Origin of the sequence: Ferruginibacter sp., from assembly GCF_049840995.1 — a bacterium.
Taxonomy (GTDB): Bacteria; Bacteroidota; Bacteroidia; order Chitinophagales; family Chitinophagaceae; genus Ferruginibacter.
Genome location: NZ_JASGIP010000001.1, coordinates 96624 through 123421 on the forward strand (window position 1 = coordinate 96624; position 26798 = coordinate 123421).

General features: G+C 41.2%; 34 protein-coding genes. 25 read left to right on the plus strand and 9 right to left on the minus strand.

Features of this window, described 5'->3' with window-relative positions; genetic code table 11:
* Nucleotides 1–73: 73 nt before the first annotated feature.
* From QM738_RS00405 to QM738_RS00420, 4 genes are all read left to right on the plus strand, one after another.
* Nucleotides 74–670 carry a hypothetical protein gene (locus QM738_RS00405; RefSeq protein WP_462274692.1) on the plus strand — a complete coding sequence of 199 codons (597 nt, stop codon included), beginning with the start codon at nucleotides 74–76 and terminating at the stop codon, nucleotides 668–670.
* A 369-nt stretch (nucleotides 671–1039) separates the two neighbouring features.
* Nucleotides 1040–1660, plus strand: coding sequence for a DinB family protein (locus tag QM738_RS00410; protein WP_462274693.1), 621 nt, complete (start codon nucleotides 1040–1042; stop codon nucleotides 1658–1660).
* Between the two features lie 51 nt (nucleotides 1661–1711).
* Nucleotides 1712–1918: a hypothetical protein gene (locus tag QM738_RS00415; protein WP_462274694.1), complete on the plus strand. Its 207-nt coding sequence runs from the start codon at nucleotides 1712–1714 to the stop codon at nucleotides 1916–1918.
* Nucleotides 1919–1954: 36 nt separating this feature from the next.
* A complete protein-coding gene (locus QM738_RS00420) occupies nucleotides 1955–3163 on the plus strand; it encodes a hypothetical protein (protein WP_462274695.1) in 1209 nt (402 codons plus the stop codon).
* Between the two features lie 195 nt (nucleotides 3164–3358).
* Here QM738_RS00420 and QM738_RS00425 read toward each other — a convergent pair whose 3' ends face one another.
* The 3 genes from QM738_RS00425 to QM738_RS00435 all read right to left on the minus strand — a co-directional run bounded on the left by QM738_RS00425 (nucleotide 3359) and on the right by QM738_RS00435 (nucleotide 6129).
* Nucleotides 3359–4042: a TapB family protein gene (locus QM738_RS00425; RefSeq protein ID WP_462274696.1), complete on the minus strand. Its 684-nt coding sequence runs from the start codon at nucleotides 4040–4042 to the stop codon at nucleotides 3359–3361.
* A gap of 351 nt (nucleotides 4043–4393) precedes the next feature.
* Complete coding sequence (locus QM738_RS00430) at nucleotides 4394–5338, minus strand: hypothetical protein (protein ID WP_462274697.1); 945 nt, start codon at nucleotides 5336–5338, stop codon at nucleotides 4394–4396.
* A gap of 347 nt (nucleotides 5339–5685) precedes the next feature.
* Nucleotides 5686–6129: a hypothetical protein gene (locus QM738_RS00435; protein WP_462274698.1), complete on the minus strand. Its 444-nt coding sequence runs from the start codon at nucleotides 6127–6129 to the stop codon at nucleotides 5686–5688.
* Nucleotides 6130–6290: 161 nt separating this feature from the next.
* Here QM738_RS00435 and QM738_RS00440 point away from each other — a divergent pair, with 161 nt between their 5' ends.
* From QM738_RS00440 to QM738_RS00495, 12 genes are all read left to right on the plus strand, one after another.
* The gene (locus QM738_RS00440; protein WP_462274699.1) at nucleotides 6291–6617 is read left to right on the plus strand and encodes a hypothetical protein; all 327 of its coding nucleotides are present in this window, start codon (nucleotides 6291–6293) and stop codon (nucleotides 6615–6617) included.
* A 141-nt stretch (nucleotides 6618–6758) separates the two neighbouring features.
* Nucleotides 6759–7298, plus strand: a complete 540-nt coding sequence (locus QM738_RS00445; RefSeq protein WP_462274700.1) for a DUF6886 family protein — start codon at nucleotides 6759–6761, stop codon at nucleotides 7296–7298.
* A 90-nt stretch (nucleotides 7299–7388) separates the two neighbouring features.
* Nucleotides 7389–7898, plus strand: a complete 510-nt coding sequence (locus QM738_RS00450) for a hypothetical protein (protein ID WP_462274701.1) — start codon at nucleotides 7389–7391, stop codon at nucleotides 7896–7898.
* Between the two features lie 97 nt (nucleotides 7899–7995).
* Nucleotides 7996–8577: a Crp/Fnr family transcriptional regulator gene (locus QM738_RS00455; RefSeq protein ID WP_462274702.1), complete on the plus strand. Its 582-nt coding sequence runs from the start codon at nucleotides 7996–7998 to the stop codon at nucleotides 8575–8577.
* Nucleotides 8578–8640: 63 nt separating this feature from the next.
* Nucleotides 8641–9234: an NAD(P)H-dependent oxidoreductase gene (locus QM738_RS00460; RefSeq protein ID WP_462274703.1), complete on the plus strand. Its 594-nt coding sequence runs from the start codon at nucleotides 8641–8643 to the stop codon at nucleotides 9232–9234.
* Nucleotides 9235–9328: 94 nt separating this feature from the next.
* Nucleotides 9329–10462, plus strand: a complete 1134-nt coding sequence (locus QM738_RS00465; RefSeq protein ID WP_462274704.1) for a dipeptidase — start codon at nucleotides 9329–9331, stop codon at nucleotides 10460–10462.
* A 40-nt stretch (nucleotides 10463–10502) separates the two neighbouring features.
* On the plus strand, nucleotides 10503–10985 hold the full coding sequence (locus QM738_RS00470) for a GNAT family N-acetyltransferase (RefSeq protein ID WP_462274705.1): 483 nt from the start codon (nucleotides 10503–10505) through the stop codon (nucleotides 10983–10985).
* A gap of 40 nt (nucleotides 10986–11025) precedes the next feature.
* Nucleotides 11026–11514, plus strand: a complete 489-nt coding sequence (locus QM738_RS00475; RefSeq protein WP_462274706.1) for a hypothetical protein — start codon at nucleotides 11026–11028, stop codon at nucleotides 11512–11514.
* 162 nt (nucleotides 11515–11676) lie between these two features.
* Nucleotides 11677–12432: a DUF6597 domain-containing transcriptional factor gene (locus tag QM738_RS00480; protein ID WP_462274707.1), complete on the plus strand. Its 756-nt coding sequence runs from the start codon at nucleotides 11677–11679 to the stop codon at nucleotides 12430–12432.
* Nucleotides 12433–12463: 31 nt separating this feature from the next.
* Complete coding sequence (locus QM738_RS00485; RefSeq protein ID WP_462274708.1) at nucleotides 12464–13624, plus strand: FAD-dependent oxidoreductase; 1161 nt, start codon at nucleotides 12464–12466, stop codon at nucleotides 13622–13624.
* A gap of 214 nt (nucleotides 13625–13838) precedes the next feature.
* A complete protein-coding gene (locus QM738_RS00490; protein WP_462274709.1) occupies nucleotides 13839–14189 on the plus strand; it encodes a DUF2200 domain-containing protein in 351 nt (116 codons plus the stop codon).
* Between the two features lie 41 nt (nucleotides 14190–14230).
* The gene (locus tag QM738_RS00495; RefSeq protein ID WP_462274710.1) at nucleotides 14231–14668 is read left to right on the plus strand and encodes a GyrI-like domain-containing protein; all 438 of its coding nucleotides are present in this window, start codon (nucleotides 14231–14233) and stop codon (nucleotides 14666–14668) included.
* 75 nt (nucleotides 14669–14743) lie between these two features.
* Here the strand turns inward: QM738_RS00495 and QM738_RS00500 are convergent, their stop codons facing one another.
* A complete protein-coding gene (locus QM738_RS00500) occupies nucleotides 14744–15121 on the minus strand; it encodes a hypothetical protein (RefSeq protein ID WP_462274711.1) in 378 nt (125 codons plus the stop codon).
* A gap of 43 nt (nucleotides 15122–15164) precedes the next feature.
* Nucleotides 15165–15557, minus strand: coding sequence for a hypothetical protein (locus QM738_RS00505; RefSeq protein WP_462274712.1), 393 nt, complete (start codon nucleotides 15555–15557; stop codon nucleotides 15165–15167).
* A gap of 199 nt (nucleotides 15558–15756) precedes the next feature.
* On the opposite strand from QM738_RS00505, the gene QM738_RS00510 reads away from it, so the two are divergent.
* Together QM738_RS00510 and QM738_RS00515 are read left to right on the plus strand one after the other, a co-directional pair.
* Entirely contained in the window at nucleotides 15757–16338 is a 582-nt protein-coding gene (locus tag QM738_RS00510) for a M23 family metallopeptidase (protein WP_462274713.1), read from the plus strand.
* A gap of 50 nt (nucleotides 16339–16388) precedes the next feature.
* Nucleotides 16389–16889 (plus strand): hypothetical protein, encoded by a 501-nt coding sequence (locus tag QM738_RS00515; protein WP_462274714.1) that lies wholly within the window; start codon nucleotides 16389–16391, stop codon nucleotides 16887–16889.
* Between the two features lie 4 nt (nucleotides 16890–16893).
* Here QM738_RS00515 and QM738_RS00520 read toward each other — a convergent pair whose 3' ends face one another.
* Nucleotides 16894–17220 (minus strand): hypothetical protein, encoded by a 327-nt coding sequence (locus QM738_RS00520; protein ID WP_462274715.1) that lies wholly within the window; start codon nucleotides 17218–17220, stop codon nucleotides 16894–16896.
* Between the two features lie 214 nt (nucleotides 17221–17434).
* On the opposite strand from QM738_RS00520, the gene QM738_RS00525 reads away from it, so the two are divergent.
* Nucleotides 17435–18022 (plus strand): hypothetical protein, encoded by a 588-nt coding sequence (locus QM738_RS00525; RefSeq protein ID WP_462274716.1) that lies wholly within the window; start codon nucleotides 17435–17437, stop codon nucleotides 18020–18022.
* 52 nt (nucleotides 18023–18074) lie between these two features.
* Nucleotides 18075–18473, plus strand: a complete 399-nt coding sequence (locus QM738_RS00530; protein ID WP_462274717.1) for a GNAT family N-acetyltransferase — start codon at nucleotides 18075–18077, stop codon at nucleotides 18471–18473.
* Between the two features lie 36 nt (nucleotides 18474–18509).
* Here QM738_RS00530 and QM738_RS00535 read toward each other — a convergent pair whose 3' ends face one another.
* Nucleotides 18510–18929: a YqaE/Pmp3 family membrane protein gene (locus tag QM738_RS00535; RefSeq protein WP_462274718.1), complete on the minus strand. Its 420-nt coding sequence runs from the start codon at nucleotides 18927–18929 to the stop codon at nucleotides 18510–18512.
* 372 nt (nucleotides 18930–19301) lie between these two features.
* Here QM738_RS00535 and QM738_RS00540 point away from each other — a divergent pair, with 372 nt between their 5' ends.
* Complete coding sequence (locus QM738_RS00540; RefSeq protein ID WP_462274719.1) at nucleotides 19302–19748, plus strand: hypothetical protein; 447 nt, start codon at nucleotides 19302–19304, stop codon at nucleotides 19746–19748.
* Nucleotides 19749–19969: 221 nt separating this feature from the next.
* On the plus strand, nucleotides 19970–20293 hold the full coding sequence (locus QM738_RS00545) for a hypothetical protein (RefSeq protein WP_462274720.1): 324 nt from the start codon (nucleotides 19970–19972) through the stop codon (nucleotides 20291–20293).
* Between the two features lie 14 nt (nucleotides 20294–20307).
* Here QM738_RS00545 and QM738_RS00550 read toward each other — a convergent pair whose 3' ends face one another.
* Complete coding sequence (locus QM738_RS00550; RefSeq protein WP_462274721.1) at nucleotides 20308–22377, minus strand: TonB-dependent receptor family protein; 2070 nt, start codon at nucleotides 22375–22377, stop codon at nucleotides 20308–20310.
* A gap of 57 nt (nucleotides 22378–22434) precedes the next feature.
* Between QM738_RS00550 and QM738_RS00555 the strand changes: the two genes are divergently transcribed.
* Nucleotides 22435–23715, plus strand: a complete 1281-nt coding sequence (locus tag QM738_RS00555; protein ID WP_462274722.1) for a PQQ-dependent sugar dehydrogenase — start codon at nucleotides 22435–22437, stop codon at nucleotides 23713–23715.
* Nucleotides 23716–23722: 7 nt separating this feature from the next.
* Here the strand turns inward: QM738_RS00555 and QM738_RS00560 are convergent, their stop codons facing one another.
* A complete protein-coding gene (locus QM738_RS00560) occupies nucleotides 23723–24352 on the minus strand; it encodes a hypothetical protein (protein ID WP_462274723.1) in 630 nt (209 codons plus the stop codon).
* Between the two features lie 555 nt (nucleotides 24353–24907).
* Between QM738_RS00560 and QM738_RS00565 the strand changes: the two genes are divergently transcribed.
* Both QM738_RS00565 and QM738_RS00570 read left to right on the plus strand, forming a co-directional pair.
* Entirely contained in the window at nucleotides 24908–25573 is a 666-nt protein-coding gene (locus tag QM738_RS00565) for a hypothetical protein (RefSeq protein WP_462274724.1), read from the plus strand.
* Nucleotides 25539–26747 carry a hypothetical protein gene (locus QM738_RS00570; RefSeq protein ID WP_462274725.1) on the plus strand — a complete coding sequence of 403 codons (1209 nt, stop codon included), beginning with the start codon at nucleotides 25539–25541 and terminating at the stop codon, nucleotides 26745–26747. Before QM738_RS00565 ends, QM738_RS00570 begins: the two co-directional genes overlap by 35 nt.
* Nucleotides 26748–26798 lie beyond the last annotated feature (51 nt).

Genomic DNA, 26798 nt, shown 5'->3' on the forward strand with positions numbered 1-26798 from the left:
ATTAACCGGCAGCAACAAATGCTATTCTGAAAATGATGTTATATTAGCTGTATCAATAAATATTATTATCACGATGTTAGAAGATATCGAAGACCTGGAATTACTGGCCTCCATGCGTACAATCGATCAGTCTGAACCGGTTGAACTGTACACTAAAGTTGCCGGTGAATTACATGCCAGCAACAGGCACAATTATATTACAAGGGCAAATTTTATTCGGGAGCAACTGAACGGGAGAGAAGGGGAGGAAATATTTGACAGATTCCGGGAAGATTGGGGTATATGGAACTTTGATGAGGGTATTTTAACAGTGGAGGATTTTAAAAGAGGCTTTTTATGGCGCTTCAGAGATCATACAACATCATGGTGCGATAATCAAAAAGCAAAAGCATGGTTCCTCACTTCTCCCGAAGCGCTGTTTGTGAGGCGATATGAATTCTGGATTTGTGATAATGGATTTGACGAATGTATTGAAGTAAGGGAAGGCAGTTATAAAGAAATACTTTTATCGCTTTTAAAAGATGGCGATTATGAAGTTTTATGCAGTCCTGTTTTTACAAAAAGCGAACTGACAGATTTTATAAAAACATACCCGAAGGAAAATGGCGATTATGAAATTGACGACATAATAGAAATGTACATAGAAGGAAACCCCAACTATGAAACCTAGTGCTATTTCACAGTAGAGTTGAATGCTAAATTATTACCAGTGAATTACATTGAAAAACTTCGCTGCCGTCTGGGCTTTGACCAACGGCGTATATATCGCAACCTTCGATTTACCGCAGAGAAAAAGAGAAGCAGAGGTTTACGCAGAGACGTTCTGCGTAAACTCATTATCTCCTTTTCTCTATCCTTAGGACTCCTTTGAAGCGGTAGCTGCCTCATCTTCAATCAGAATAGTTAGTAAAACAGTAATAAAACCTTACCGTTCAATAACTGCCACCTACATTTCAATAAATCAATGCTGCTTTATTACAGCTAGAATATTGTATGATCTATCTTCGTCACACTACATCAGTACAAAAGATAAAATACAATGAAATACGCTTTACTTGTTTTTCTTTTTGGTTGTTCTCTTTCGCTTGCAGCGCAGCAAAAGCGGCTATATACAACTGCAGAACAGGAAAGGATATTGAAGCTCCTGGATTCAACGCATGATGAGCTGGTAAAAGTGGTGAGTTCGCTTAAGGAAGCACAATTCTTTTTTCATGTTGATAGTATTACCTGGTCGGCAAATGATATTGTGGAACATTTGGGGCTTATTGACGAAGGATATGTAAGGGAACTATGGTTTACGCTGGCACAACCGTCGTTTCCTGAAAGTTACCTGGACTCTGTAAAAGGAGGTGATGAAGCAGCACTGGCCTATGCCACGCAGCCGGAAAAAGGAAAAGCAAGAGGCACCAACCTGCCGCGAAACAGGTATTGCAATAAGCAAACCTGTGTACGGGTATTCTCCGAAGCCAACGACCTTGCCAAAGAATTTTTCACTGCCAATGCATCCAAAGATCTTAGGAGGTATTTTATTTTCAGGATGTCTAATGGCGTACGTACTTACAAGGACGCATACCAGTTGGGTTTACTGCTGGTGGCGCACCGCATGCGGCATATCACGCAACTGAAAAAGATCATGGCAGATGCAAGGTTTCCTAAATAAAATATTATTTAATCCTTTTACCATCGCCTGGATACAGAGCTTTGTTGAAGTATGACCAACGGCGTAAATATCGCAACCTTCATTTCACCGCAGAGAAAAGAAGAAAAAGAGTTTACGCTGAGTATCTCTGCGAAAATCTCCGTTGCTCCTTTTCTCCCCGGTGGCTGCTCCAGCTTCCATCAAAAATATTTTTCAAAACAACAGCCTGGCTACCACTACTCCAAATTGAGTATAAAAAATCCAACTGCACCGGTTTAGTTTTGATCCTGTAATTAAACTATAAATTCTAAACCAATGCGGATATCTACACTATTCCTCGCAATGTTATTGTTATTTACTGTTTGCAATGTATCGGCACAGCATGTAAACACAAAAAAAGAAACACCGCTGGCAGTTTTGCCCTTTAGTAAAGGAACCTGGAGCTTTACAAACAGGCCCAACCTGAGTTACACTAATTTTAAAAGCCAGGTAAATGGCAATCCCAAAAGCTCTGACTTTCGTATAGACCCCAGTTATTTTTTCATAGATGGTTTTGCGGTAGGCATAGATGCACGTATAGGCGGCAATTCCAGCAAGAATGCAAAATCAAAATACAGTTCGTGGCAGGCAAATTTCACCCTGACTTATGGAAGAAAGATCACCGACAGGATAGGCGCTTACATCAAAGCATTTGCCGGTCCGGGCCACAGCAAAAGTGAATTTGATATCAGCACGCTGGGCAACAATCCGCAAAAACTAGACGCAAAATATTTTGAAGCCAAAGGATTGATCGGTTTCCCTATATCATTGGATGCAGGCAGTGCTGCGTGCTTAACACCTTATTTTACGTACGACTATTACAAAACCAATACAGAAACCAACAAGTTCACCGATAAATCCATTGCCTTTGGTTTTAAACTGGAAAGTTATATCGGTAAGGATAAAGTGGCGAATGGAAAATTGAGCCAGGATTTTTCGAATACGGCATACCGTAAGGGGTCGCATTTTCTTGAATTCAATACCCTGGCCGGTTATTCATCTGATAAACGCCAGCAAACACAGATAGGCAGCAATACCCTCATTGCTCCGCAGTTGATAAAAAGCACCAATATAGGTTTGGGATATAACTATTATGTAGTGGATAATGTGGCAGTGGGCCTGAATATTAATTTGAACAGTACTAAAATGGGTTACAAAGGAACTACCCCCAGTAAAACAACCAGCTTCATGATCACACCGAATGTTACAGTGAATGCACCGGTTAGTGGTGCAGCACACAACCTGTTTTTGCAGGCGGGATACGGTTTCGGTAGCTACAAAGAACCAAAGAAAAAACTGACTGACCTGAGCATAAAGGCCGGCTACAATATTTTCATCGGCAAAGTACTGACACTTACACCAAAGATCGGGTACGAGCAACAGAAAGGAAAAGTACCATCCGGTATTTCAGGTATTCCTTACACCAATTCCGGCATAGTAGCTGAAATGGGCGTAAGAACCTGGTTGAACTTTTGGAAATGGTGATTCACCGCAGAGAAAAGGAGGTGCAGAGTTTTACGCAGCATATGTCTGCGTAAAACTCCTTCGCCGACGTCTGGGCTTTGACCAACGGCGTATATGTCGCAACTTTCAATTCTTCTCTTCGGTTGATTGCTCAAACTTCAACAAGCACATCCTTTAAAACAGCCATAAAACTTTCATTAAACACCACAAAAATCATCACTGAATAGAAGTGATCAACGTACTCCCATACTTACTTTGAGTCTTGATAATACCAACACCCGGTGCAAACCATTCAGTAACGGTCATATTGATGGGAATACCGATGCCTGCAATTTTTGTAACCAATTTTTCATTACAGGTTATTTTGATACAGTTCCACGTGCCTGCTGCAGAAGTAATACTTTCAGTGCCACCCACCACACGATTGGTAACACTGATCTCCATATTGGTTTCCATACCGCCATTCATTTTATAATTCATTTTAAAATTGCCATCCTTTAATTGATCGCCTTCCTTCATAGCAGCAGGGTATTCTAAAAATTCCCCGGAAACAGTGGCAGTGGCATTGTCCATTTGTTTCAGCTGGGCTTCGTTCAACATCATTTTCATATTCATCAGCAAAGCGCCGCCGGTGCATTTAATTTCATTTTCTCCTTTATTGATAGATCTGCCCTTGCCATCAAAAAATTCTGTGCTGATATGTGCCGTGGTGCTGCCGCCTGCAGTTTTAAGGCCGCTTACATTCCATACCTGTTTACCATCTTCCTTATCTTTTTTATTGTAGATGGTCATTTCAATACGCTTGTTGTTTTGCAACAGCAGGTAGTTACTGCAGTTTTGTGCGTTGGCAGTAAAAGCAGTGGCGGTAAAAATGCCTGCTGCTAAAAATATTTTTTTCATGTTGTATTATTTTGGGTAAAACTAAAAACTAATCCCCGGCGGATAAGAACAGAATTAGCCCGAGGATGCTCCCGGTTATTAATTGGTTTAAGAGTATCGGTTGCAATAAAAAAAATCTTCCCTTCGCCGCCGTCTGGGCTTTGACCAACGGCGTATATGGGGAGGATTACACTGCGAAAATCTCTGATTCTTCTTTTCTCTGCGGTAGATTGCTCAAGTCTCAATCAATACATCCCTCGTCACTGCAACATATAGCTGCTACAAAAAAATAATCTTCCCATACCGTGTTCAACCCCGGTTGAGAAGATTATATAAGAAACGATCAAGCTATAAAACAAGTACCCAATACCATTATTTAAAATCGGCAGCCGAAGGCCTTGAACCGATGCCACGCTTGCTGGTTGTTTTCACCAGCTCATTGCCGTTGAAAACATAGCCGGTGATATGCCAGGTGGTGATCAAGCCATCTGTATTAACACCCCAGGTATACCAGGTGTTGGCGCTGTTTAATTGTGCAGGCGTTTTAAGGGCGCTGCCACCGGTTCCTGAACAATCCCACATGCCATCGTTGCCGGCAAGTTCATCCATAAAAACTTTTTTCTTACCACCGCTCAATGCATCGAGAAATGGTTTGTCTTTTGCATTTCTTGCAGCCATCACTGCATCATATTGTTTGCCACCGGCCAACGCGGTATAATCAGCCAGTTGTTTTTGTTTATCAAAATCGTATTCCACATTGTAAATGGTAACTGTTACTTTGCTTTGTAATCCCAACGACTGCACGGTTTTTAATCTCTTCTGCATGTCTTCTCCCGAACTCTTTGCCACACCTGCTGAAACCATATCCAGTTGTTTGCCATTGGAAAGATCTTCAAACCATACATTACACCTCATTACATCCTGCTCCAGGTCGCGGCGCAATTTTGAAAGACGGGCGAGTGCATAATACTCCGTTACATAAGCGGTCACTTCATCCAGTGTTAATTTTTTTTCTACAGGTTCACTAAAGCCTGCATCTTCCTTGAATTTTACTTTAAAAGTTTGTGCAGCAGCATTGGGCGATTTAGAAAAATTACTGATAGCCTGTATACAGGTATTAGCCCTGTCCGAAGCAGCCGAAGCCCACTGCGATTCTGCTTCTCCTTTTTCAAAAGGTTCCCTGTTCAGCTGGCCAAGGTAAGAAGCGCTTTCTTCAATTTTGCTTACCAGCATAAATGAAGGCGGGGTTTGCGCCTGTAATGTTGCTGAGATAAATATAGTTGTAAGAACCAGTAACGATCTCCAATACTTTTTCATATAATTTGTTTTATTGTTGATGATTGATAGTGCAAACCTATACCGCAAAAACAGTGTTTTTGACCCCATTCTATTACTGGCGGAAAATGGAGAAAAAGTGGTGGGGAAGGGTTTAAATACGGCATGAAAGAGGTCTCCGAAAAGATAAAGAAAAGGAAATACATTTATCTGCGCTGCAAGATCTCAGCTGCTCTTTTCTTTGCCCCTGTGATTATTTTGGAGTGGTAAATGCTCATGACTCAACCAGGATGCTCTTTGTCACCACGTAGGTTTTCACCAATGGCGTAGCATAAAATGCAGCTGATACATACCTCGTTGTAGCTTAAAAAACTCCGTAGTGCTGAGGATTATTTTTTCAGGTAGGTCCTCCGGTAGTAAGTACCACCATTGCTGCTGGTCATAGCTTTTTCCCAGGTAAGATTGGTACTGGTAAAAGTAGTAAGTGTAACATTGCCCCATTGAAAACCGGAGATCAGTAATTCGGTATTGGAGATCAGCTGGTATGGTGTAGTTCCTACCGGGCCACCTTCATAAATGGTGACGTTGCCATTGGCCTGGAAATCATAATAATCATTAGGTGTGCCATAATAAATACCAGGAATAGGAATGGTACCATCGCTGAAAGCAAAATTTTTTACAACAATTGAATCTTTTACAACCTGCCATTTGCCAGGCAGTGAAGCACTGGAACCGCCGGAACTAAGTATACCCGGTGTGGGATCTTTTTTGCTGCAACCGGCCAGCAACATAAAAAAACAAAGAAGGTTAAGCAGGAACAGGTTTTGTTTCATACAAGGGTATTTAATGAATGCAAGCTAACAAATCCTTGCCATAAATCCTCACCGACGCATGGCTGCTTTTTCAGCAAGGCAGATGATCCTTCGTTCATAATTTGATAACATTGCCAATGCAACGGGGCAACAGGATGTGTTGTCAGCCGGGAAAAAATAAAATGAAAAAGATCCTTTTATCACTTTGCCTTATGGCCATTTTTACAGCCTGTTCAAAATCAACAGATCAAACAGCAATGATGCCACCGGCGCTTGAAAAAGTTATTGCAGATAACAGCAACTGTATATGCGAACCTTTTATAGATCAATATCAATGGAGAGGGCAGGTGGTATACCTGCTGGCTTATAAAGGACCAACCTGTAACTGGATACCGGGCTATTTTGATAAAGATGGCGTAGTTATCACTATGCCTGCCGGCTATACACTGGATAATTTTTTGCAGGAAAGTTCCTTTACCAAAGCCGTATGGAAATGCGGGCAAAACTGAGTTGATAAAAAAAAATCTCTGCGCAAAACTCTTTTTCTCCTTTTCTCAGCGGTAGTTGCTCATTGCCCAAAGCAAACAATTTTCGAAACAAAAACATAAATTTAACTATAACAAAAGCAAAGATATTAAAATGATGATCAATTGACTGCGCCAAGATTATTCCATATCAGCGAAGACCCCGGCATTAAGGTTTTTAAACCCAGGCCATCACCATCTTATTTTGAAGCTATCAAAGGCGATGTGGTGTTTGCAATTGCAGATACGTTATTACATAATTACCTGTTGCCAAGGGATTGCCCGAGAGTAACTTTTTACGCAAACAACAATACTGCGCAATCTGACAAAGAAAAATTTTTCGGCACCAGTCCGGCAGACTTTGTAATTGCAATTGAAGAAAAATGGTATTCAGCAGTGCAGCAGGCAATATTGTATTGTTACGAATTTGCGCCCGGTAATTTTAGTTTACTCGATAACGGAGCCGGATATTATATTTCTTACACAACAGAAACCCCGGTTGCATGCTGTACTATAACTGATATTTTAAAAGAACTGCAGGCTAGAAAGGTGGAATTACGTAGGATGGATACACTCTGGCCATTAGCACGCCAGGTATCTCAATCCACATTGCAGTATTCATTGATCCGCATGCGGAATGCACTGCCAGAAGAAGCTGTACTTTAGTAAATACCTGCAACAACAAATTTGCGTTACAAAAAGTTAGTTCTTTGGCGTAACTTAATTGTTTCAATACAAAAATCCCTCGTTTTCAGAATGATGAAGCACATAATATATATCCTGCTTTTATTCTTCCTGGTTTCATGTGGAGATGATGTGATAAGAGAACCTCATTCTTTAGCCTATGATTCGACATCTTTTAATGCTTTGGCAAATAAGATCATCAAACAAAATTCTATATTTGAAATGGATGATCTGAAGAGGCATTATAAAAAAATCAATAAGGTTAATGTGCGCTATTCAAATGGGAATGATGCTGGTGATACTGCTTGTGCCGATCTTTATACGGTAATAGATTCTTTAAAAATTGATAAAGCCCTGGTTTTTGACCTTAAGAGAGACCTGGAAAAAACTACTTTAAGGGAGTTTTACAAATCAAATGATTCCATATTGTTTCGCGTAGACGGCCTTTTAGGCACTTCCTGGGGTTTCTTTTATTCTAAACGCCCACTTAATAATACTACATCATTTACTTTTACGGATTTTTTGATTGAAAATATTGAGCGTGTAAACGCCCACTGGAAAAAAGTAGCTATTCATCCATAAAACAAACGAAGTACAACAAGATCATTCGACATTGCGTTTGATGTTATGACCACACCCAGTAACTTTGTTTTGATGCCAATAATACACAGAAAAATAAATGTTTCAACAGTTCAAAAATAAATTCCCGCTGGGCAACGATAAATGGAACAATTACAGTAATTGTTTTAACGAACTTAAAGTTGCAGCAAAGACCACGCTTTTAAAAGAAGGGCAGGTCTCTAAAAAATTATTCATTATTGAAAAAGGCTGTATCCGTGCATGGTTCAACAACAACGGAAAAGATATTTCTTTCCAGTTCTTCTTCGAGAACAGCGTGGTTTCTTCGGTGGAAAGTTTCAGGAAAAGTATCCCGAGTCCTGTTACACTCGAAACGATCGAACCGAGCACTATCTGGTGGATACATAAAAAGGATTGGGACAGGATCGTTGAAGAAATGATGGATACTCCTGCGCTGAGGAGTATGTTCCTGGATGCCACTTATGAACGTACCTACCACTATATGCAGCATTTCTTTTCATCTATTAAAGACACACCACAGCAACGCTACATTAACCTTATAAAAGAAAAACCGCAAATTGTTAAACGCATTCCCCAGCATTATATCGCTTCTTATTTAGGCATTACCACCGTTCATCTCAGCCGTATCAAGAACAAAATATACAAAGAAAAGAAGGGGTGATTTAATAACAAATGTTATTGCTGCCGCTTTTGCTGCATTTTAGTTTTGCAGAAATTAATGTTGATGAAAGCAGTAATAATTTTCGACCATCCTTACGGTCCGCAGGCATCAGAAAATGAGCTACACAACCGTTCATTTTCGGCTGCCGTATATAAAAAAGTGAAAGAAAGTATTGAGGCAGTGGGAGGGACAGTGGACCTGATCGACCTGCGGGCAGATAATTTTAACCCGGTACTTTCCAGGCAAGATCTTGTAGCCTGGCGTACGCAGCCATTTGTGGATGAACAGACCGATGATTATTTCCGCCGGTTGATGAATGCAGATAAGATCATTTTCATCTTTCCCATCTGGTGGGAAAGCATGCCGGCTTCCACTAAAGGCTTTTTGGATAAAGTACTGGCAAAAGGGCGTTTGAGTTCGGGCGACCTGGCAACGCTTAAAAAGAAGAACCCGGAAATTTATGTAATGACCATATCGGGAACACCCACCATTATTTACCGTTGGTGGTATGGCAATCCTGTTGTAAAAATATTCAAGCGGGGCACGTTCAATAAGATCGGGTTAAAGAAATTTCACTGGATCAACTTCAATGCTGAAGAACGGAAACTGGAAGGAAGAATAAAAATGCTGGGATCTATTCCCGGAAAACTGAAATAAATATTAAAATGCAACTGTTCTCGTTGGTAAAGCCGTAAATTGCCTGTATGAAAGACCTGTTTTAAAACAGGTGATATTTTACCCATCAGAAAGTATGTATAATAACGACCATAACTATCACAACACTACAAGAAGAAGATTCATCACCAACGTATCAATTGCAGGAGCGGCTTTTTTATTGAACCCTTTTGCTACTTTAGGCGCTGATGACCGGGAGCTGAAAATAAAACAGCTGTTATCAAAAACGATAGGCATCGACACCCATAATCACATGGATGTACCTTTCAATACAGAAGAATTCAAAGGGCAGCAATATAACTTGGCCAGTGAACTGACCGCTTCGGGACTTACTGCTATCTGTATGACCTTTTGTGTGGACCGCCCGAAATTGAATAAGGAAGGAGAAGCATACCAACGCTTTATTACAAGCCTTGATGAAATGGATGAAATGCTGAAGGCCAATAACCTGTCCCGCGCTTTAAATTATAATGACCTGAAAAAAACACGGAAAGAAAATAAGCAGATCGTTATTCAATCGGTGGAAGGAGCACATTTTATAGAGGGAAAAACGGAAAGGATACAAACTGCATACAACAGGGGACTAAGACATTTGGGATTGATGCATGATGGACAGACCACCCCTGCCATGGGAGATATTTATACTGATCCACCACAATACGGAGGACTCACCCGGGATGGTGTTGATGTAATTAAAGAATGCAACAGGTTGGGCATTCTTGTTGACCTTGCTCATTGCAGCAATGATGCGATCAACAAAGCCCTTGAGATATCCACCAAACCAATGCTGATATCGCATACGGGATTGAATACACAATTGGGAACAAATGAAAAGATGGCCAAAATGATGTTGCCAAGGCTTATCAGCAAAGAGCAGGCGAAGACATTTGCTGCAGCGGGTGGTGTTATTGGTGTGTGGACACATCTTGCAGATACAGCACTCGACTATGCAAAGAATATCCGTGCATTAGTAGATGTAGTGGGTGCAGAACATGTATGTATCGGCACAGATAGCAAAATGGCGCCGCCGGCAAATACTAATGACCGTTTCGGAAAAAAGACCAATCAAAGCTGGGAGAATGCAAAGGAAGGTTTCTTTTACACAGTGGTGGATGCATTATTAAGATCCGGCTTTACCGAAAAGGAAATACTGCAAATAGGCGGCGGAAATTATTGTCGCATATTCGATAAAGCAACAACTGTTCAATAAGCATACCTGCATAGCCGTTTCAATATAATATCTCTTGATAATGACAAATACAGTTATCACATTAATAAAAACAGAAAAAGAACACCTGGAATTATTCTTCCAGTTCCAGCTGGATAAAGAAGGCAGTTATATGGCGGCTTTTATGCCAAAGGATACTAATGACAAGGCTGCTTACATAGAAAGGTATGCCGGGTATTTGCTGGATGCTACAAAAAACATGTGCACCATAAAAGTAAATGGTGTAATTGCCGGCAGCATTGGAAAATTTATAATGAACAACGAAGCATGGATCACTTACTGGATAGACCGGCCATTTTGGGGGCAAGGGATCGCCACTGCAGCATTGGAAGATTTTTTGAAAATTGAAATCACACGGCCGATTTACGCAGGTGTGGCATTTGATAATCAGGGTTCGCAAAAAGTGCTGGAGAAATGTGGCTTTGTAAGGATAGCAGCGGATAAAGGATTTGCCAATGCACGACAGGCGGAAATTGAAGAGTATATTTATAAACTTGCAGACTGATTTTTATAAACCAACAATGTTGCAGGTAAACCGGATCAATATGCCGCAATCTGAACTACAAAGCGATATAGAAGAAATGGTTACCCGCTTGCTGGCGATGGCCCGGGATATGACCTGGAATAAAATATCCGACAACTGTAAATTCATCTTGTCGGAAATTAAGGACAGCACTGATGCCTTTTATGCGCAAAAAAGAAAGCAGAAAAAGGAAAACGATCTAAAGACGCCCGTTACGCTGCAGGAACAAATGCCAGCCCTCCAAAAGTTGTATGAAGATCTGTATGATATCAACCTCCATATTTACAGGACTACAAAAGAATACACTGTTATCGATATCCGTTATTATTTAAAATCTTCTTTAGATGAAGCATACCGGCAGCAGGTATTGCAGAATAAACCAATGCTGCATTGTAAAGTATCTACACCTAACTGGTTAAGCGATAAAAACGAAAAATTTGATATTAACTGGGAGCGTAAAGAATGGCTGATAAAATGGAAAATGTATTGGATGAGACAGCGGTTATTTTAACGCAGCGTAAAGGAATTTTCGTAGTGTATCTCTGCGAAAACCTCTGCTTCTCTTTTTCTCTGTCCATAGGACTCTTTTGGAGCGGTGTCTGCTCTTCTGCCTACAAACTGTTACCAACTCAATTAAATTTTTGTTCCTACCTTCAACACTCCAATCACCACAATGGACAACGACTTCCATTATACATTGATCAAACCACATGCTTCACTCGCCGATTTCGTGGAAGGTTTCGGCATGTTCCATACTGACAACGGCGAAGCCAAGGAAGTTGTAGTGATACCCGACGGAAGAGTAGACCTGTTCTTTGTTCGTAGCGGAACTGAACCCTTCCGCATTACATTAACAGGATTGGAAACGGAGCCAAAACAAAGAAGTATCCCTGCACAAACAACTTTCTTTGATATCAATTTTAAACCGTTGGGCGTAGAGTATATCCTGCAAACATCTATTGCCGATATTGTGAACAGGGCTAAAAACCTCTCCAGCGATTTCTGGAATTTTGCGGAAGCAGACCTGGAGAATTTCGAAACATTCCAGCTAAAAGCAGCCCAAAAGATAACCGCATTGTTACCGGTAGCAATTGATGAAAGAAAACGCAAACTGTTTGAACTGATCTATGCTTCCAATGGTGAAATGCCTGTAAAAGAACTTTCCGAAAAAGTATTCTGGAGCAGCCGACAGATCAACCGTTATTTTAACCAGCAGTTTGGATTATCATTAAAAGCTTATTGCAATATCCTGCGCTTCAGGGTATCGCTGGAGCATATAGCCAAAGGCAAACTTTTCCCTGAACTCAATTTCACCGACCAGAATCACTTCATCAAAGAGATCAAAAAATTCTCCGGCGTGGTGCCCAAAGAATTATCCAAAAACAAGAACGGCCGATTTGTACTATTATCCGTGTTGAAACAAAAATAGTTTTGCACCAGTAAAACTAAATTTTAAAAACATGTTGACAGATAATAAAACGATCGCAATAGTGGGTGGCGGCCCCGGCGGGCTTACTTTAGCAAGATTATTACAATTAAAAGGCGCTACCGTAAAAGTATACGAAAGGGATTTTAACGAGAATGCCCGGCTGGTGGGTTCGCCATTGGATATGCACGAAGAATCTGGACTGGCGGCCATACGCAAGGCTGAATTGATGAACGAATTCAAACAATATTACCGTCCCGGCGCCGACAGGATGCTGATCATGAATGAACAGGCAGAGATATTGTACAGTGATCATGATACCAAGCCTGAAGAGAATTTTGGCAATGCACATTTTCGCCCGGAGATAGACCGTGTGCCCTTGAGGAGAATGCTGCTGGCATCGTTACAACCGGGAACCGTGGTATGGGACAGCCATTTTACCAGTATGGAAAAGCAGGGCGAAGGCTGGCTGCTGCAATTTAAAAACGGCACAACAGCTTATGCAGATATAGTGATAGCAGGAGATGGGGCTAATTCTAAAATTCGTACATACGTAACCGGTATAAAACCTTTTTACTCCGGTATACTGATGCTGGAAGGGAATGTAAACCATGCCGACAAAGCTGCACCACATATGCACGCACTGGCAAATGGCGGCAAGATAATGGCGTTCGGAAATGAAAAGGATATACTCCTTGGCCAAAAAGGTAATGGCGACCTGGGATTTTATGCCAGTTTTAAAGCAGGCGAGGATTGGGCTAAGACCAGTGGCCTGGACCTTAACCATAACAAACAGGTATTGCAATGGTTTAAAACAACCTATCCTGAATGGAGCCCGGTTTGGTACGAACTGTTTGAAAATGCTGCCATACCTTTTATTCCACGGCCTATTTACTGCATGCCGCTGGATCAAAACTGGGAGGCATTGCCCAACCTCACCCTGATAGGCGATGCAGCACATGTAATGCCGCCCTTTGCAGGCGAAGGCGCCAATATGGCCATGCTGGATGCATTGGAACTAAGTGAATGTTTAACTGAAGGCAACTACAAAGATGTACAATCAGCCATTGGTGCTTACGAAATAAAAATGCGTGCAAGAGCCGCTCTTGCTGCTCATGAATCACTCGAAAATGGCGAACGCATGCACTCATCAACAGCATTAGATACTATGCTGGAATTTTTCAGCGGCCACTAACTGGGTTTACCGCAGAGAAAAGGAGTAGCAGAGTTTACACAGAGCATGTCTCTGCGTAAACCTCATTTTCTCTTTTTCTCTGTCCATAGGACTCCTCTGGAGCGGTTTATTCTGCTACGATCTTAAAAGAGCTGGCTATCTGAAGTAAAACCTGCAAGAAGAAAAAAAATGTATTAAATTCGGTTGACAGTAATAAGTTTTGCTGCTAAAAAACATGAACAACACCAGAATATTCAAAACCTCCTTTGCAAGTGTATATCCGCACTATGTTGTAAAAGCAGAAAAAAAAGGCCGCAGCAAAGCCGAGCTGCACGAAATTATTTTTTGGCTCACAGGGTATAATGAAAAATCCTTGCAAAAGATCATCGACAATAAAACTGACTTTGAAACATTTTTTGCCAAAGCGCCACAGATCAATCCCAATGTATCAAAGATCACCGGTGTAATTTGTGGTTACCGGGTGGAAGAGATAGAAGATAAACTGATGCAGCAGATACGCTACCTGGATAAGCTGGTAGATGAACTGGCGAAAGGTAAAGCCATGGATAAGATATTAAGAAAGTGATCTTTGAAAATATCAACTGCTTACTAATAACTTGCTTCAACATGAATATTGAAATAATCACCGAACCGTTGCAGTTAAATATCTATGGTTTTTCCGGCATTGCAGTAAATAACGAGTATGCAAAAACTGCTTTCAGTTTAATGGACCGGATGTGGAAGATCGTAAAGACGAACAATTTAAAAAATAAGGGGATGAATATCTGGGTATACGAACCCGGTAACAGTGTTTTTGCAGGAGTGGAATTGATTGATAAAGCAGGATCGGAAATGGGGCTGGAAAGAAAGGACATCACTTTATCAAAATATGCTTATTACAAACATATTGGCCCTTATCATTTAATAAAACAGTCCGGGCAAAGCATGACTGCTGAATTAAAAGCAAAAGGCTACGAGACCGTTCTTCCCTATATTGAAATTTATGGGCATTGGACCAATGATGAAAGCAAACTGGAGACGGAATTGCTGATGAGTTTAAAATAAATTAATATCACCATTGTAGAAATATAAAAAGTAAAGGCCGTATCAAACGGCCTTTACGCATCATTCACCCTTATTTTAATGTCCCAGTATTGCTCCTAACAGAATACCTGCTATTGCACCTACTGCCAAACCTTTGCCAAATGATTTTGACTTTTGTTGTCTTTCCATTTCGGCTTCTCTTATTTTACGATCCCTGTCGAACTTGTTCAGCGAACGGTCATTACGGTAATCGCTGATCCTTTTATCGTAGTCATGATTCATGCGGTCGTAGGCTTCCTGGCGCTCCCGATCGTTGTTGCGGTCGTAACTATAATCTTTCGATTTGCTCCAGTCATCTTTTACCTGTACAGCCTGGTAACGGTCATCCTGCTTATTAAAACGGTCGTTCCTGTTTTGTGCCGATGCAGCACTGATAGAAAAAACCGCGATTGCAATTATTATTAACTTTTTCATTGTTTTATATTTTAATAGTTTAAAAATTGATTAACGGTGCATATTACCAGTGTGCATCATGACCGTTTGATCTGCTTTTGCCTTTCTGACTTTTAGCGTATTCAAATTCCACCTGGTCGATCTCTTTTTGTTTCTGCATTTGCAAAAACTGGATCTGTTTGGTTTTTTCCCTGCCGCTTAAACGCCTGTTGCTTTTTACAGCAGCAATTTTTTTGTCATACTCTTTGTTGATCTTTTCGATCTTGGCTTGTTTTTCTTTTAAAGAAAAATAGTTGTCGTTAAAACCAACCGCTTTGTCAAAAGCATAATGTTCATCGTGATCATTGCTTATCATTTTATCGTTGTTATAAGCAATGTTTTTGTCGTTGTGAGATTGAGCAGCAGCAAAACTTACTGTACCGGCTGCAAAAACTAACATGGTAAAAATCTTTTTCATAATTGTAATTTTTAAAAAGTGATTCAATGTATATAAGATGTTGTATGGAGAATTTCGTTTAAAATGGGTAGTGCCGTTACGTCGCAGGATAGAGCGTTTTCGTCGCAGGATTTGGTATAAGGACGGAATAGGGAAAAAGCAGCCTTCGGAAATGGCTGAAAATCAATGCATATTTGTTTTATCTTGGGTAAAAAAGTGCATGAAAAAATGGAAGTACATATTATTAGTAGTAATAGTGGTAGCCATTTTGTATTTCCTTCGCGGCAGCGAGTTTACCAAAAATACCAGCAGCTATATTTACAGTTTGCCTTTTAAAAAAGGCACTAGCCACCGGGTGGTGCAGGGATATGGCGGCTTGTTTTCGCATAAGCATATTGCGGCGCTTGATTTCAGTATGCCTGAAGGGACACCGGTGCTGGCAGCAAGAGAAGGAACGGTATATGCTTACAAGGACGACAGTAACGAGGGCGGTATATCAAGCTCGTACGAAAAAAAAGCCAACTACATTATCATACAACATAGTGATGGCAGCTATGGTTGTTACTGGCATTTAAAACACAACGGCGTTGTAATTAAAAAAGGAAAAGTTAAGGAAGGACAGTTGATCGGATATAGCGGCAGTACCGGTATGGTTTTGCAACCACACCTGCATTTTTCTGTAAAAACAAGATTGAATTATGCAATGAATTCTTTTATACAGACCAAATTCAATACAGCTGATGGAGTAGCAATTTTAAAAGCGGGCAATAGTTATGAAAGTGTTACCACAGAAGTAGAGTAGAACAATTGATAAACTTTCACTATCTTGGTTCGTACATAAACCCTAAAAACATGAAACAGTTATTCTTCGCCAGCCTGTTGTTATTATCAACAGCTGCAATGGCACAAAACGCACCCAAAGTACCTGAGCTTCCCGCTACCAAAGAAGAGTTTGTAAAATCAGAAAAAGATTTTATCAGCATTGCGAAATGGCTGGAATCAACTGCGATCGGCATAGAAGCAGGTAACCGTAAATTGCTGAATGCATGGACAATGGCCTGGCTTACCAATAGTCCGACCGTGACCATTACAGTAAGAGCTTCCATTTTAAAACTGTTTGACAAGAACCCTGAACTGATGATGGTATACATGGGCGGCTATGCACGTTACTGCCTGGAGAACAGTTACAGCAAGGATGAACTGAAATGTAATATAGCCGGTATAAAAGCAGCTATCAATTGTTATAACCTTGGCGGCGAAATAAAAAAAGATAAAGCCCTAGCCAAAGTGATTGAAAAAGATGGCGAAGGGAAACTGGAAGAATGGGTTACCGATGCGATGAAGGCAAAATAATTATTTACTGTATTTTCCAGAAACTATTGTACAGACCGAGGTAAGTCTCATTGGTCATAGTGGCAGCTTTAAATGCAGCAGGCGTTGCTGTGCCTGTTTGACCCGCTACGGATATATTCAGCGGCACTATGTAACTCACAGAATAGAAGGAAAATATTTTTATACCGAGTAATTTAAAAGGCGTTTCCGAAACGGTTAAAGAACTGTGGGTTTCCGGCTTCATTTTTTTTGCCATGTACTGGTTGCATTGCTCTTTACCCGGTGCAGTAAATGCAGCAACAATAACGGCAATGATGATAATGGTGCCCAGCCAGGAAAAAAACTTTTTCATATAAAGATTTAAGGAGTAAAGGTTGGGGTAAATCTATATAAAAGAGCGGGGAGCGCAGATACCCTGTGGCCGGTATTTTTATAAAGAATTGTAATAGCAGTATATTTGATCATTAAACCTTTAAAGCTGCTGCATGCTTCTTCATAACCTGATAGTAACCGTAGCACTGTTTTTTTTCATTCGGTTTTTTATTCTCAATTCTTTACGCACGGCTGTGCAACGCAAACAAACAGTTGCTGCTGCATGCAAAGCCATTTATTTGTTACCGGTTTTATGCCAGGGATTTTTGTTGTTATGGATAGGGGTCTATCATTTTAATACCGTTTGCACCGGCATATTTCTGTTGCTGAAAGACCTGGTTGCATTACGGCCTCCCAGCGAACCGGAATTACTGCTGCTGCCTTGTTTTATTGTGGCAGCTGCGTTGCTTTTGTGTTGCAATTTTGTGCTGGCTAAAATATCGTTGAACAAAAAAACGGACGAACTAGACATCTTATACAAGATCATTTACATTGCTTTTTCTGTTTGTATGATATGGATCACCCGGATGAACTCGTCTTTGATCTACGGATTCAGTGACCCGGATAAACAACTATTTTTTTATAACAACGGGCTGGTGATCACATATAGCATAGCAGGTTATGTGGTAATACTGCTCCTGCACTTTTTTTACAAAAAGAAAAATAAACTGTTGGATTATTTCCAATTAACATTCCGTATCGTGTTTACTTATATCTTTCTCGCCTTTTTGCTGTCATTGCTGGTATTCCTGGTGTACCGGTTGATGAAACTTATTGGGTAAAGCGAACCTTTACTATTTGCCGTTGCGGTATATTTGAATTAAATATTTTAATATGGAGATCACCTACAGTTACGACAGAATGCCCACTGCACAGCAGGTAATTGAATTGTACAATAATACAGGTTTGCCCAGGCCTACGCAGGATGAAGAGCGCATCCGTACAATGTACGAAAATTCCGACCTGGTGGTAACAGCATGGTATGGCGATGAACTGGCCGGCGTATCCAGGTGTATCACCGATTGGGTATGGTGCTGCTACCTGGCCGATCTTGCAGTGAGAAGTGATATCAAAAGATCGGGCATCGGCAAAAAACTGATCGAACTTACGAGGGAGAAAATAGGAGAGGAATGTATGTTGCTGTTACTTTCGGTGCCCACTGCTATGGAATATTATCCCAAAGTGGGCTTTACAAAACAGGAAAGCAGTTTTATCATCAACAGGAAGCGATGACAAAACTGCTTTGTAGTATTGATCCGTTTAAATTACTTAGTTATCGCCCAGTACGATGATCAATGCATAGATAACACCCGGTATCCAGAAAAGCAAAGTAAGGATCAAAGAGATCCAGAACCTGTTGTTGATCTCACCTTCGTGCAGGTATACGGCCAATGGTGGTAACAATATGGCCAGTATCACTTCCAGTAAAGTATTGGTATCGGCATCACCGGCACGTTTTTGTTTTTTAAAATCCTTTACCGCTTTTTTTACTTCTTTAAAACGTTCCTTTTTTTCTTTCCGCGAAAGGCTCTTGAATTCTGCCAAAGCATTTTTTACTGAAGCAGAATCTGGTCCGGTAGTTTTTGCTCCGGTACCCGGGCCTGCCGGCATCATAATGGCTGCATAAGAAGGCGTAAATAAAGCAAAGGAAAGAAATAGTACAGCAGTTAATAAAATGGTTTTTTTCATAACAATTGTTTTTGGTGATAAGAATATTTACAGCTTAAAACTAAGCCGTTTTATTGAAAAATTCAGTTACAGCAAACAGCTATTATCTCCCATTTTTCCACATACACACTGCTGTTAGTGCAGTTGCAGTTGTATCGATCAGCATTTGAACTGTACAAAACCTGTTTCCTGCAAAAAAATACCGGTGGCTCACTGCCACAACTGAGTAAATTATTCCGCGATGAGGAATATTGATCACTATTAAAAAATAATGTGTTATAGCTATACAGCATGTTTTAGAATTTTGTTAACAGCATATTGATCAATTATTATTCAATATTAAAAGTTGTGGCACCTTATTTGGATTTATGTGCTGGATCAAAATTTATTACTATGAAAAAGTTACTGATTTTTTTAGCATTGGTTACAACAGGCTTTATTGTTAATTCAAAAGCACAGGTAAGAGTAAATGTGGGTATCAATATCGGCAGCCAGCCCGACTGGGGGCCTGTGGGATACGATCATGTAGATTATTATTACATGCCAGATATGGACGTATATTATTATGTACCCCGCAGGCAGTTCATTTATGCCGATGGTGGCCGTTGGGTATTTGCTGCATCGCTGCCTCCAAGGTATGGTGGCTATGATCTGTATAATTCCTATAAAGTGGTGGTAAATGAACCAAGGCCTTATTTAAGAGCCAATGTATACCGCGACAGGTATGCTTCTTACAGGGGCGGTGGCCGCAGGGGACAGGAAATGCTCCGCGACAGGCATGACAACGGCAAACATAAAGGCTGGTATAAAGAAAAACATGGCCATGGAAGGGGCCACTAATCAGCATTAAGAAAATTATTATTGCCGGTTTTCCAAACCAGGATGGTTTCGGGAACCGGCAATATTTTATGAAAATACTGCACCGGGTGTCCAAAAAAGGTTTAGTATACTAAATGGAGTGTTTTAAAATTAATTATTCCTTACCCAAATCTGGCAGCATAATTGGTGGTAAATTATCAACTGGGTGCAACGGTATTTAAAAACCCATTGTCAGCAGGGATATGAAAAAGATAATCATCATAATATTAGTTGCAGTAACTGGCTTTACTGCCTGCAAAAAAGACCCCTCTTCAACCGGTACGGGTAATTGTACCGTTGCAAAAATTGTATACGGCGGCGATCCCGCTGCAGATGGTGTGGGCTGGGTTTTAATGACCGATACAGTGAATTATAAAAGGGAATATCCCGATAATCTTGCAGATGAATACAAAGTGGATGGCCTGCTGGTGAATGTTTGTTTTGAAAAGACAGACAAGGATTTTGTATGTTTCTGTGGTTCTCCGCTTCCTAAAATGGTGCACATCACTTCTATCAGTAAGCATTAAAAACCGGAGAGATTTTATTTTTCGTGTATGCCTTTGAGTTGTATTGAAATGCCGGTGTAAAAATTCCTGCCTGCTGCTGCATTGTAATAGCGGCCACCGGTAGCGTTGATATCATTACCAAGGCTGTAACGCTGATCCAGTAAATTATCTGCTCCTGCATAGATATTAACAACCAGTTTTTTTATTGCCTGCTTATAACCCAGCCTGCAACCCAGCAAGTGATAAGCTTTGGCGCTGGCTGTATTGGCATCATCTAAAAATATTTTTGCAGCATAATAATAAGTGCTGTTAAAATAAAATCCTTTTCGTGTACGCAGATCAGCTAGTAATGACAAGGTTAATTTTGGAACTCCCGGTAAATATTTTCCACTGAAATCGGTGCTGCCTTTTTTAAAATCGCCATATTTAAAATCATTCCAGGCACCTGCTGATCTTATCATGATATTATCCAGGAATGAACTATTAAATGCAGTGGTATAATCAGCACTTAATTCCACTCCCTTTTGAACAGCATTGCCGGCATTCACAAAATAATCGGCATTGTTATTATCCTTTCTTGATACCAGGGCATTGTTCAGTTTAAAATAAAACCCGCTGATATCTGCATGGAATTTATTTTTCATTGCAGTAAATTTTCCACCGAGCTCGTAATTGGTCCCATCTTCCGCTTCTAAAAAAGTGCTGATAACACCGGTGGAAGGGAGGAGCTCTGCAATAGTGGGAGGAGAGAATCCTTTTGAAACGCTGGCAAAAACGGTGTATTGTTCATTGATCTCTTTTTGCAACGCCAGCCTGGGTGACAATTCGTTCTTATAAGTGCGCCCCTGCTGCAATACAGGATACGAGCTGAGCCTGGTAAAACCCACTTTTGTTTTGTTGATGCTGGCGCCAGCGGTAATGCTCCAGTCGCCGGGCAGACTGATATCGCCCTGCATAAAAAAACTGTACGTGCTGTAGCGGATATCGTCATTGGTTTGTACACTATCGGGATTACCATTGTTGTTTTTGGAAACCTGTGTATTAAAAAATCCTTCCTGCAATTCGGAGCCGGCCACTACCTGCAGCCTGCTGCTGTTGATATCCGTGTTATATACAAAAGAAGTTCTGCCGCCAAAGCTGGGTTCAATACGCCGCTCGTAGTTACGGAATGTGGGATTTTTTATCTGTGCAAAACTGCCGTACAGCGATGTGGAATTTTTAAAAGCACCTGAAAATTTATACTGGTGATCGATACCTGCTAAAAAATTGGTTTGATAAATGGTTGCTTTGGCAGTGGCTGCACTGGGCAATCCCCCCGCTGCAGGCCTTGCCTGGCGCGGATTAGCGGTGTATTCTGCAAGTGTCAACCCGCCCGGTGTTTGATAATACTGGTTGCTGTATAACACACTTGCGGTTAACTGTTGCTGATCAGATATTTTTAATTGCGAAACAAAACTGGCATTGTCTTTTGTACCGGCGCTGTTATCCCTGTAACCATTGCTTTGATTGTGCGCATACGAAATGATAGTATGATTATTATAAGCACCCAGTTTTGCAGTGGCCAGTATATTCTGCAAACCATAACTGCCCGTAATATATTCTGCTGATACAGCAGGTTGCCAGCTGTTGTCGAAACTATGCATCAGTAATAAACCTCCGGTGCCTGCACCGTACATACTGCCAGCAGGACCTTTTACAATTTCTATGGATGAAAAATTATTGAAGGCAAACTGGTTGAAATAAGTATTACCACCCGGATCTGTAACCGGTATATTATTCCAGTATACTTTTACATTTCTTACACCAAAGGGCGAACGCAAAGAGCTGCCACGGATATTAATGCGGTAGCTGCCGGGGGAACGTTCTTCCATGCGCACACCGGCAATGGAATTAAAACTGTTTACCAGCGAAGTTTTATTATTGCGGTCGGCATTATTATTGTTGACCGTTTTTACAAGGGTGCCACTGGCTGCAGCCTTATTCTGTTCAAAGGCAGTGATCACCACTTCCTGCAAAAGCGCAGCAGAATCTGTATTATTTTTTTGTTGCGCCGAACAATAGAGTGACAATAATGTTACAGGGATGGTGAGCAGAAGTTTTTTCATTGAAACCGGTTGTATCGCAAAGCTAAATCGTATTTTTAGAAAAAAAATAAAATAGTGATGAACCTTAAGTCTTTATCTTTAGTCGTATTGCTTGGTATTGTTTTTACAGCCTGTCATAACAGTAAGATCAGTAAGTCTGCTTCAGCAGACAATGCTGCAGCATTAAAACTTCCCGAGCCTTTTGCAACGCCTTCTGTAACACGTAATCCAAAGATACTGGGCTGGCCCGACGACAGAACACCTGTGGCACCGGCAGGATTTACCGTGAGCAGGTTAGTGAACGGGCTGGATAATCCCCGCTGGATCTACGTTGGTCCCAACGGCGATATTTTTATTGCGATGGCCAATACCACCAGTGATGGTTTTGCAAAAGTGGGCATCAGTAAAAAGAACGGCAAAAGCAGTAACACTATTTTACTGGTAAGGGATGCAGATGGTGATGGCGTACCCGAATTGAAAAAAGTTTTTTTAACGGGGCTGAACAGGCCGCTGGGTATGCTTATACTGAATAATAAATTTTATGTAGGCAATACAGATGGATTATGGACCTATCCTTATCAAACAGGCCAGACAGAAATTACCGATGCCGGTACAAAAATTCTTGACCTGCCTGCCGGTGGTTATAATAATCACTGGACAAGAAATTTAATTGCGAATAAGGATGGATCAAAGATCTATGTAAGTGTAGGTTCGGGCAGCAATGTTGCGGAGCATGGTATTGATAATGAAAAACGCAGGGCGAATATTTTAGAGATCAACCCCGATGGTACGGGCGAAAGAGTGTATGCAAGCGGATTACGCAACCCAGTTGGTATGGACTGGGCAACCGGCACCAATACTTTATGGACCGCGGTGAATGAAAGAGATAACCTGGGTGATGACCTGGTGCCTGATTATGCTACCAGTGTAAAGGATGGCGGGTTTTATGGCTGGCCTTATGCGTATTTTGGCAATCACCCCGACCCAAGATTAAAAGGTGAAAGGATGGACCTGGTGAACAGTACACTGGTGCCCGATGTACCGCTGGGCTCACATACTGCTTCGCTGGGTTTGGTGTTCAATACAAAAAATTATTTAACGCCTGCTTATGCCGGTGGCATGTTCATCGGGCAGCATGGATCGTGGAACCGCAGCGTGCTGGCGGGTTATAAAGTATTATATGTGCCTTTTGCCAATGGCAAACCTTCAGGACCACCGCAGGATTTTTTAACCGGCTTTTTAGACAGCAATAACAACGATGCTTATGGCCGCCCCGTGGGTGTGGCATTTTCACAGGATGGTGCTTTGCTGGTAGCAGATGATGCCGGTAAAACCATCTGGCGGATCGCAAAAAAATAAACTGGGTTTACAAAGGCTTATCCCAATTGAGCACATCATATTTTACATCGGTATTGTAGATGTAGATCTTGATGAGGTATTTTCTGGTGCCCGGTTTAAGCACATCGTCGCTGCCGCTCAATATCAATCCCATTTTAAGATTGCCAAGGCCTTCGGGCAGGCTTTGGTATTTGCTGAATAATGACCATTGTGCCAGCCACGTTACAAAGGGAGCGCTGATGGGCCTGCGGGCGGATGTTGCCAGTGAAAAATCATCGCCGCAATAATCGGTGAAGGCACGGTTTACCTGGTTGTACAGCGCAGCATAGATGTCCTTTATTTTATTACTGTCTGTATTGATTTTTAAAAACGATTCGTAATACCACTTATTGGTTCCTTTTACACGTTTTATTGCCGTTCTGTTAAAGCCGGCAGTTTTATAAAGAGTGGAATAAAATACTTCTACTGAATATTCCACAGAATCATTACCACACAGCGACTGCATGTTATTGCAGGAGATGAGCACCTGTTTTAATGCAGGCCAGTTCACGGTTGCATCAGCGGTGGTGGTATCCAGGCTTATGATATTATTATCCTGTGCAAGGGAAGCGGTGTTTTTAAAAACAAATAATAACAAAACAAAAGCTAACTTTTTCATTGCCGGTATTTTAATGATAAAACTTGTAAAAAAATCATGCAGCGGCAATACCGTGGCAACGGTATTTTGTTGTTTTAACCAAAAAAAGCTGTGTAGCTAATAAACAGCCTGTTATAAAAAAATATCGTACTATGTGCAAGTACATTTACTACTAAAATCGCAGGCTTTCACGCATAGCGTTTTATAACCGCTGCCTTAATTTTACAGTGCCTATTTCTTAATCCAAAAAAGACCTGTTATGAAAACTATCATTACCATTTTAGCGCTTGTGTTCTTATTGTCTTCCTGTTCCCGTTCGGTAACCATGCAGCAGGCTGCCAGCAACAGTTACCGCGGAGGCAGAAGTGTGAGATAATTATCGTCGGCCTTTATATAGTACCAGCTTTGCGCCATGAATTACTAAGTCCACCCAACCGGTGGGCTTTTTTTATGGCATGTTTTTTTCTCTTATTCGTATTGTAATACCTTTTTATTAACAGGTGGTGGCGTTAACAACTGTTTCCGCTCAAATCAATATCTTTATCGTGTTTAGCATATAATAAAACCTGGTGGGGCATGTACAAAAGGGCGTATTTATTTTTTATAACGTTTGCTGCAGTTTTTGTGATGGAAGCGCCTGTTATTGCACAGCAAACCATCACGCCGCCCACCGCACAGGATACTTTTTTTCTTGCCAAGAAAAAAGGTTTATTGGGCCGCCTCGGTAAAAGCATCTCCACTTATGCGCCTGATGAAGCGCCTCAAAAGATCGAGAATCAATTCTTAAAATTTAAGGGCAAGATCATCCGCTCCATTCAGCTGGTGCGCCTGGGTTTTGAATGCAGCATTTATGATACCTGCGATGTAAAGAACAATTTTGGTATCCGCATGGCCAAAGTGTTTCATAAGAATACCAAGGAGAAGGTAATGAAACGCAATCTTTTTTTCAGGGAATACAGCCGTTTTGCCCCTAACCTGGTAGCGGATAACGAAAGATATTTACGTGACCTGCCTTATATACAGGATGCAAGGATAGTGGTGGATTATGCAGAAGACAGTAAAGATTCGGTGGATATCGTGGTGCTTACAAAAGATATCTTTTCATTGGGCGGCAGGGTAAAAATTGATAAAGCCACGAGGGGAAGGGCGGAAGTTTATGAAGAGAACCTGGGAGGAAGCGCTACGAGGATATTGATCGGTGGATTGTATGACGAGGAAAGAAAATCCCTCAAAAGCATTTAGTGGTTTGATCACCAAACGCAATATCGGCGGGTCTTTCATCGACTGGACGGCCAGTTATTCCACTTATGCACCTTCGTTCAGCAGCGGCCGCAGGGAAGAGACCAATATCATTACCCGCTGGGAAAAACCATTGGTAACGCCCTATATACCTACCACGGGTGCATTGGAAGCCGGTTATTACAGTACCAATAATGGTTTTGTTTCCGACTCATTGTACAAATCCGATTTCAGGTATGCTTATTACAATATCGATGGCTGGGTAGGCTATAGTCTTGATAACAGGCGCAGGCTGTATGCCAACAAGGAAATTAAAGTGCACACTTTTGCTGCCATCAGGGGTTTTAACCAGCATTTCTTTAACCTGCCCAATATTTACAAAACCGGTTTCGATTACCGTTTTACCAACTACATTGGCGCACTGGCTTCCATCAATGTATTCAAACAAAGTTTTTATAAAACCAATTTCATTTATGGCTTTGGACGAAACGAGGATGTGCCCGAAGGTTTTAGTTTAACGCTTAACAGTGGTTGGGCCAAAAAGCAGGACAGGAGAAGGCCCTACGGCGGTATGGATTTCAGTTTGACCAATTTCAAACACCAGGGACAATACAACAATTTCACTTTCAGCACGGGTGGATTCTTTTACCGCAAACGCTTTGAAGATATCAACCTGCTTTTTAACCTGGAACATTTTTCCCGCCTTAAAAAGATCAACAGCAAATGGTATCACCGTATGTTCATCAACTCGGGCATTACCACGCAGATCAATCCTGTATTGAATACACCTCTATTCATCAACAGCAATTACGGCCTGCCTTATTTTGTACCGGATGGTATCAATGCCGACCTGCGGGGCACACTCAAATTTGAATCGGTGTATTATAATACCAATAAGATACTGGGTTTTCGTATCGCCCCCTTTATATTCACAGATATGACGCTGCTGAAGCCTACCAAGGCCAACCTGGATAAAACAGATTTTTACAGTGCTGTGGGTGGAGGTATCCGCACCAGGAATGAAAACCTGGTATTTGGTACCATTGAACTGAAGGGCTATTATTTTCCCCGAACCAATGCCGATATGCGTGGCTGGAAGATAGAACTGAGCACCAATGTGCGTTTTAAATACAACAGTACGTTTATCCGCCGCCCCGATTTTGTGGTGGCCAATTAAAGTTAGGGGCACAAAAAACACCCGCCGGGGCAGGTGTTTTCCAATATTTTA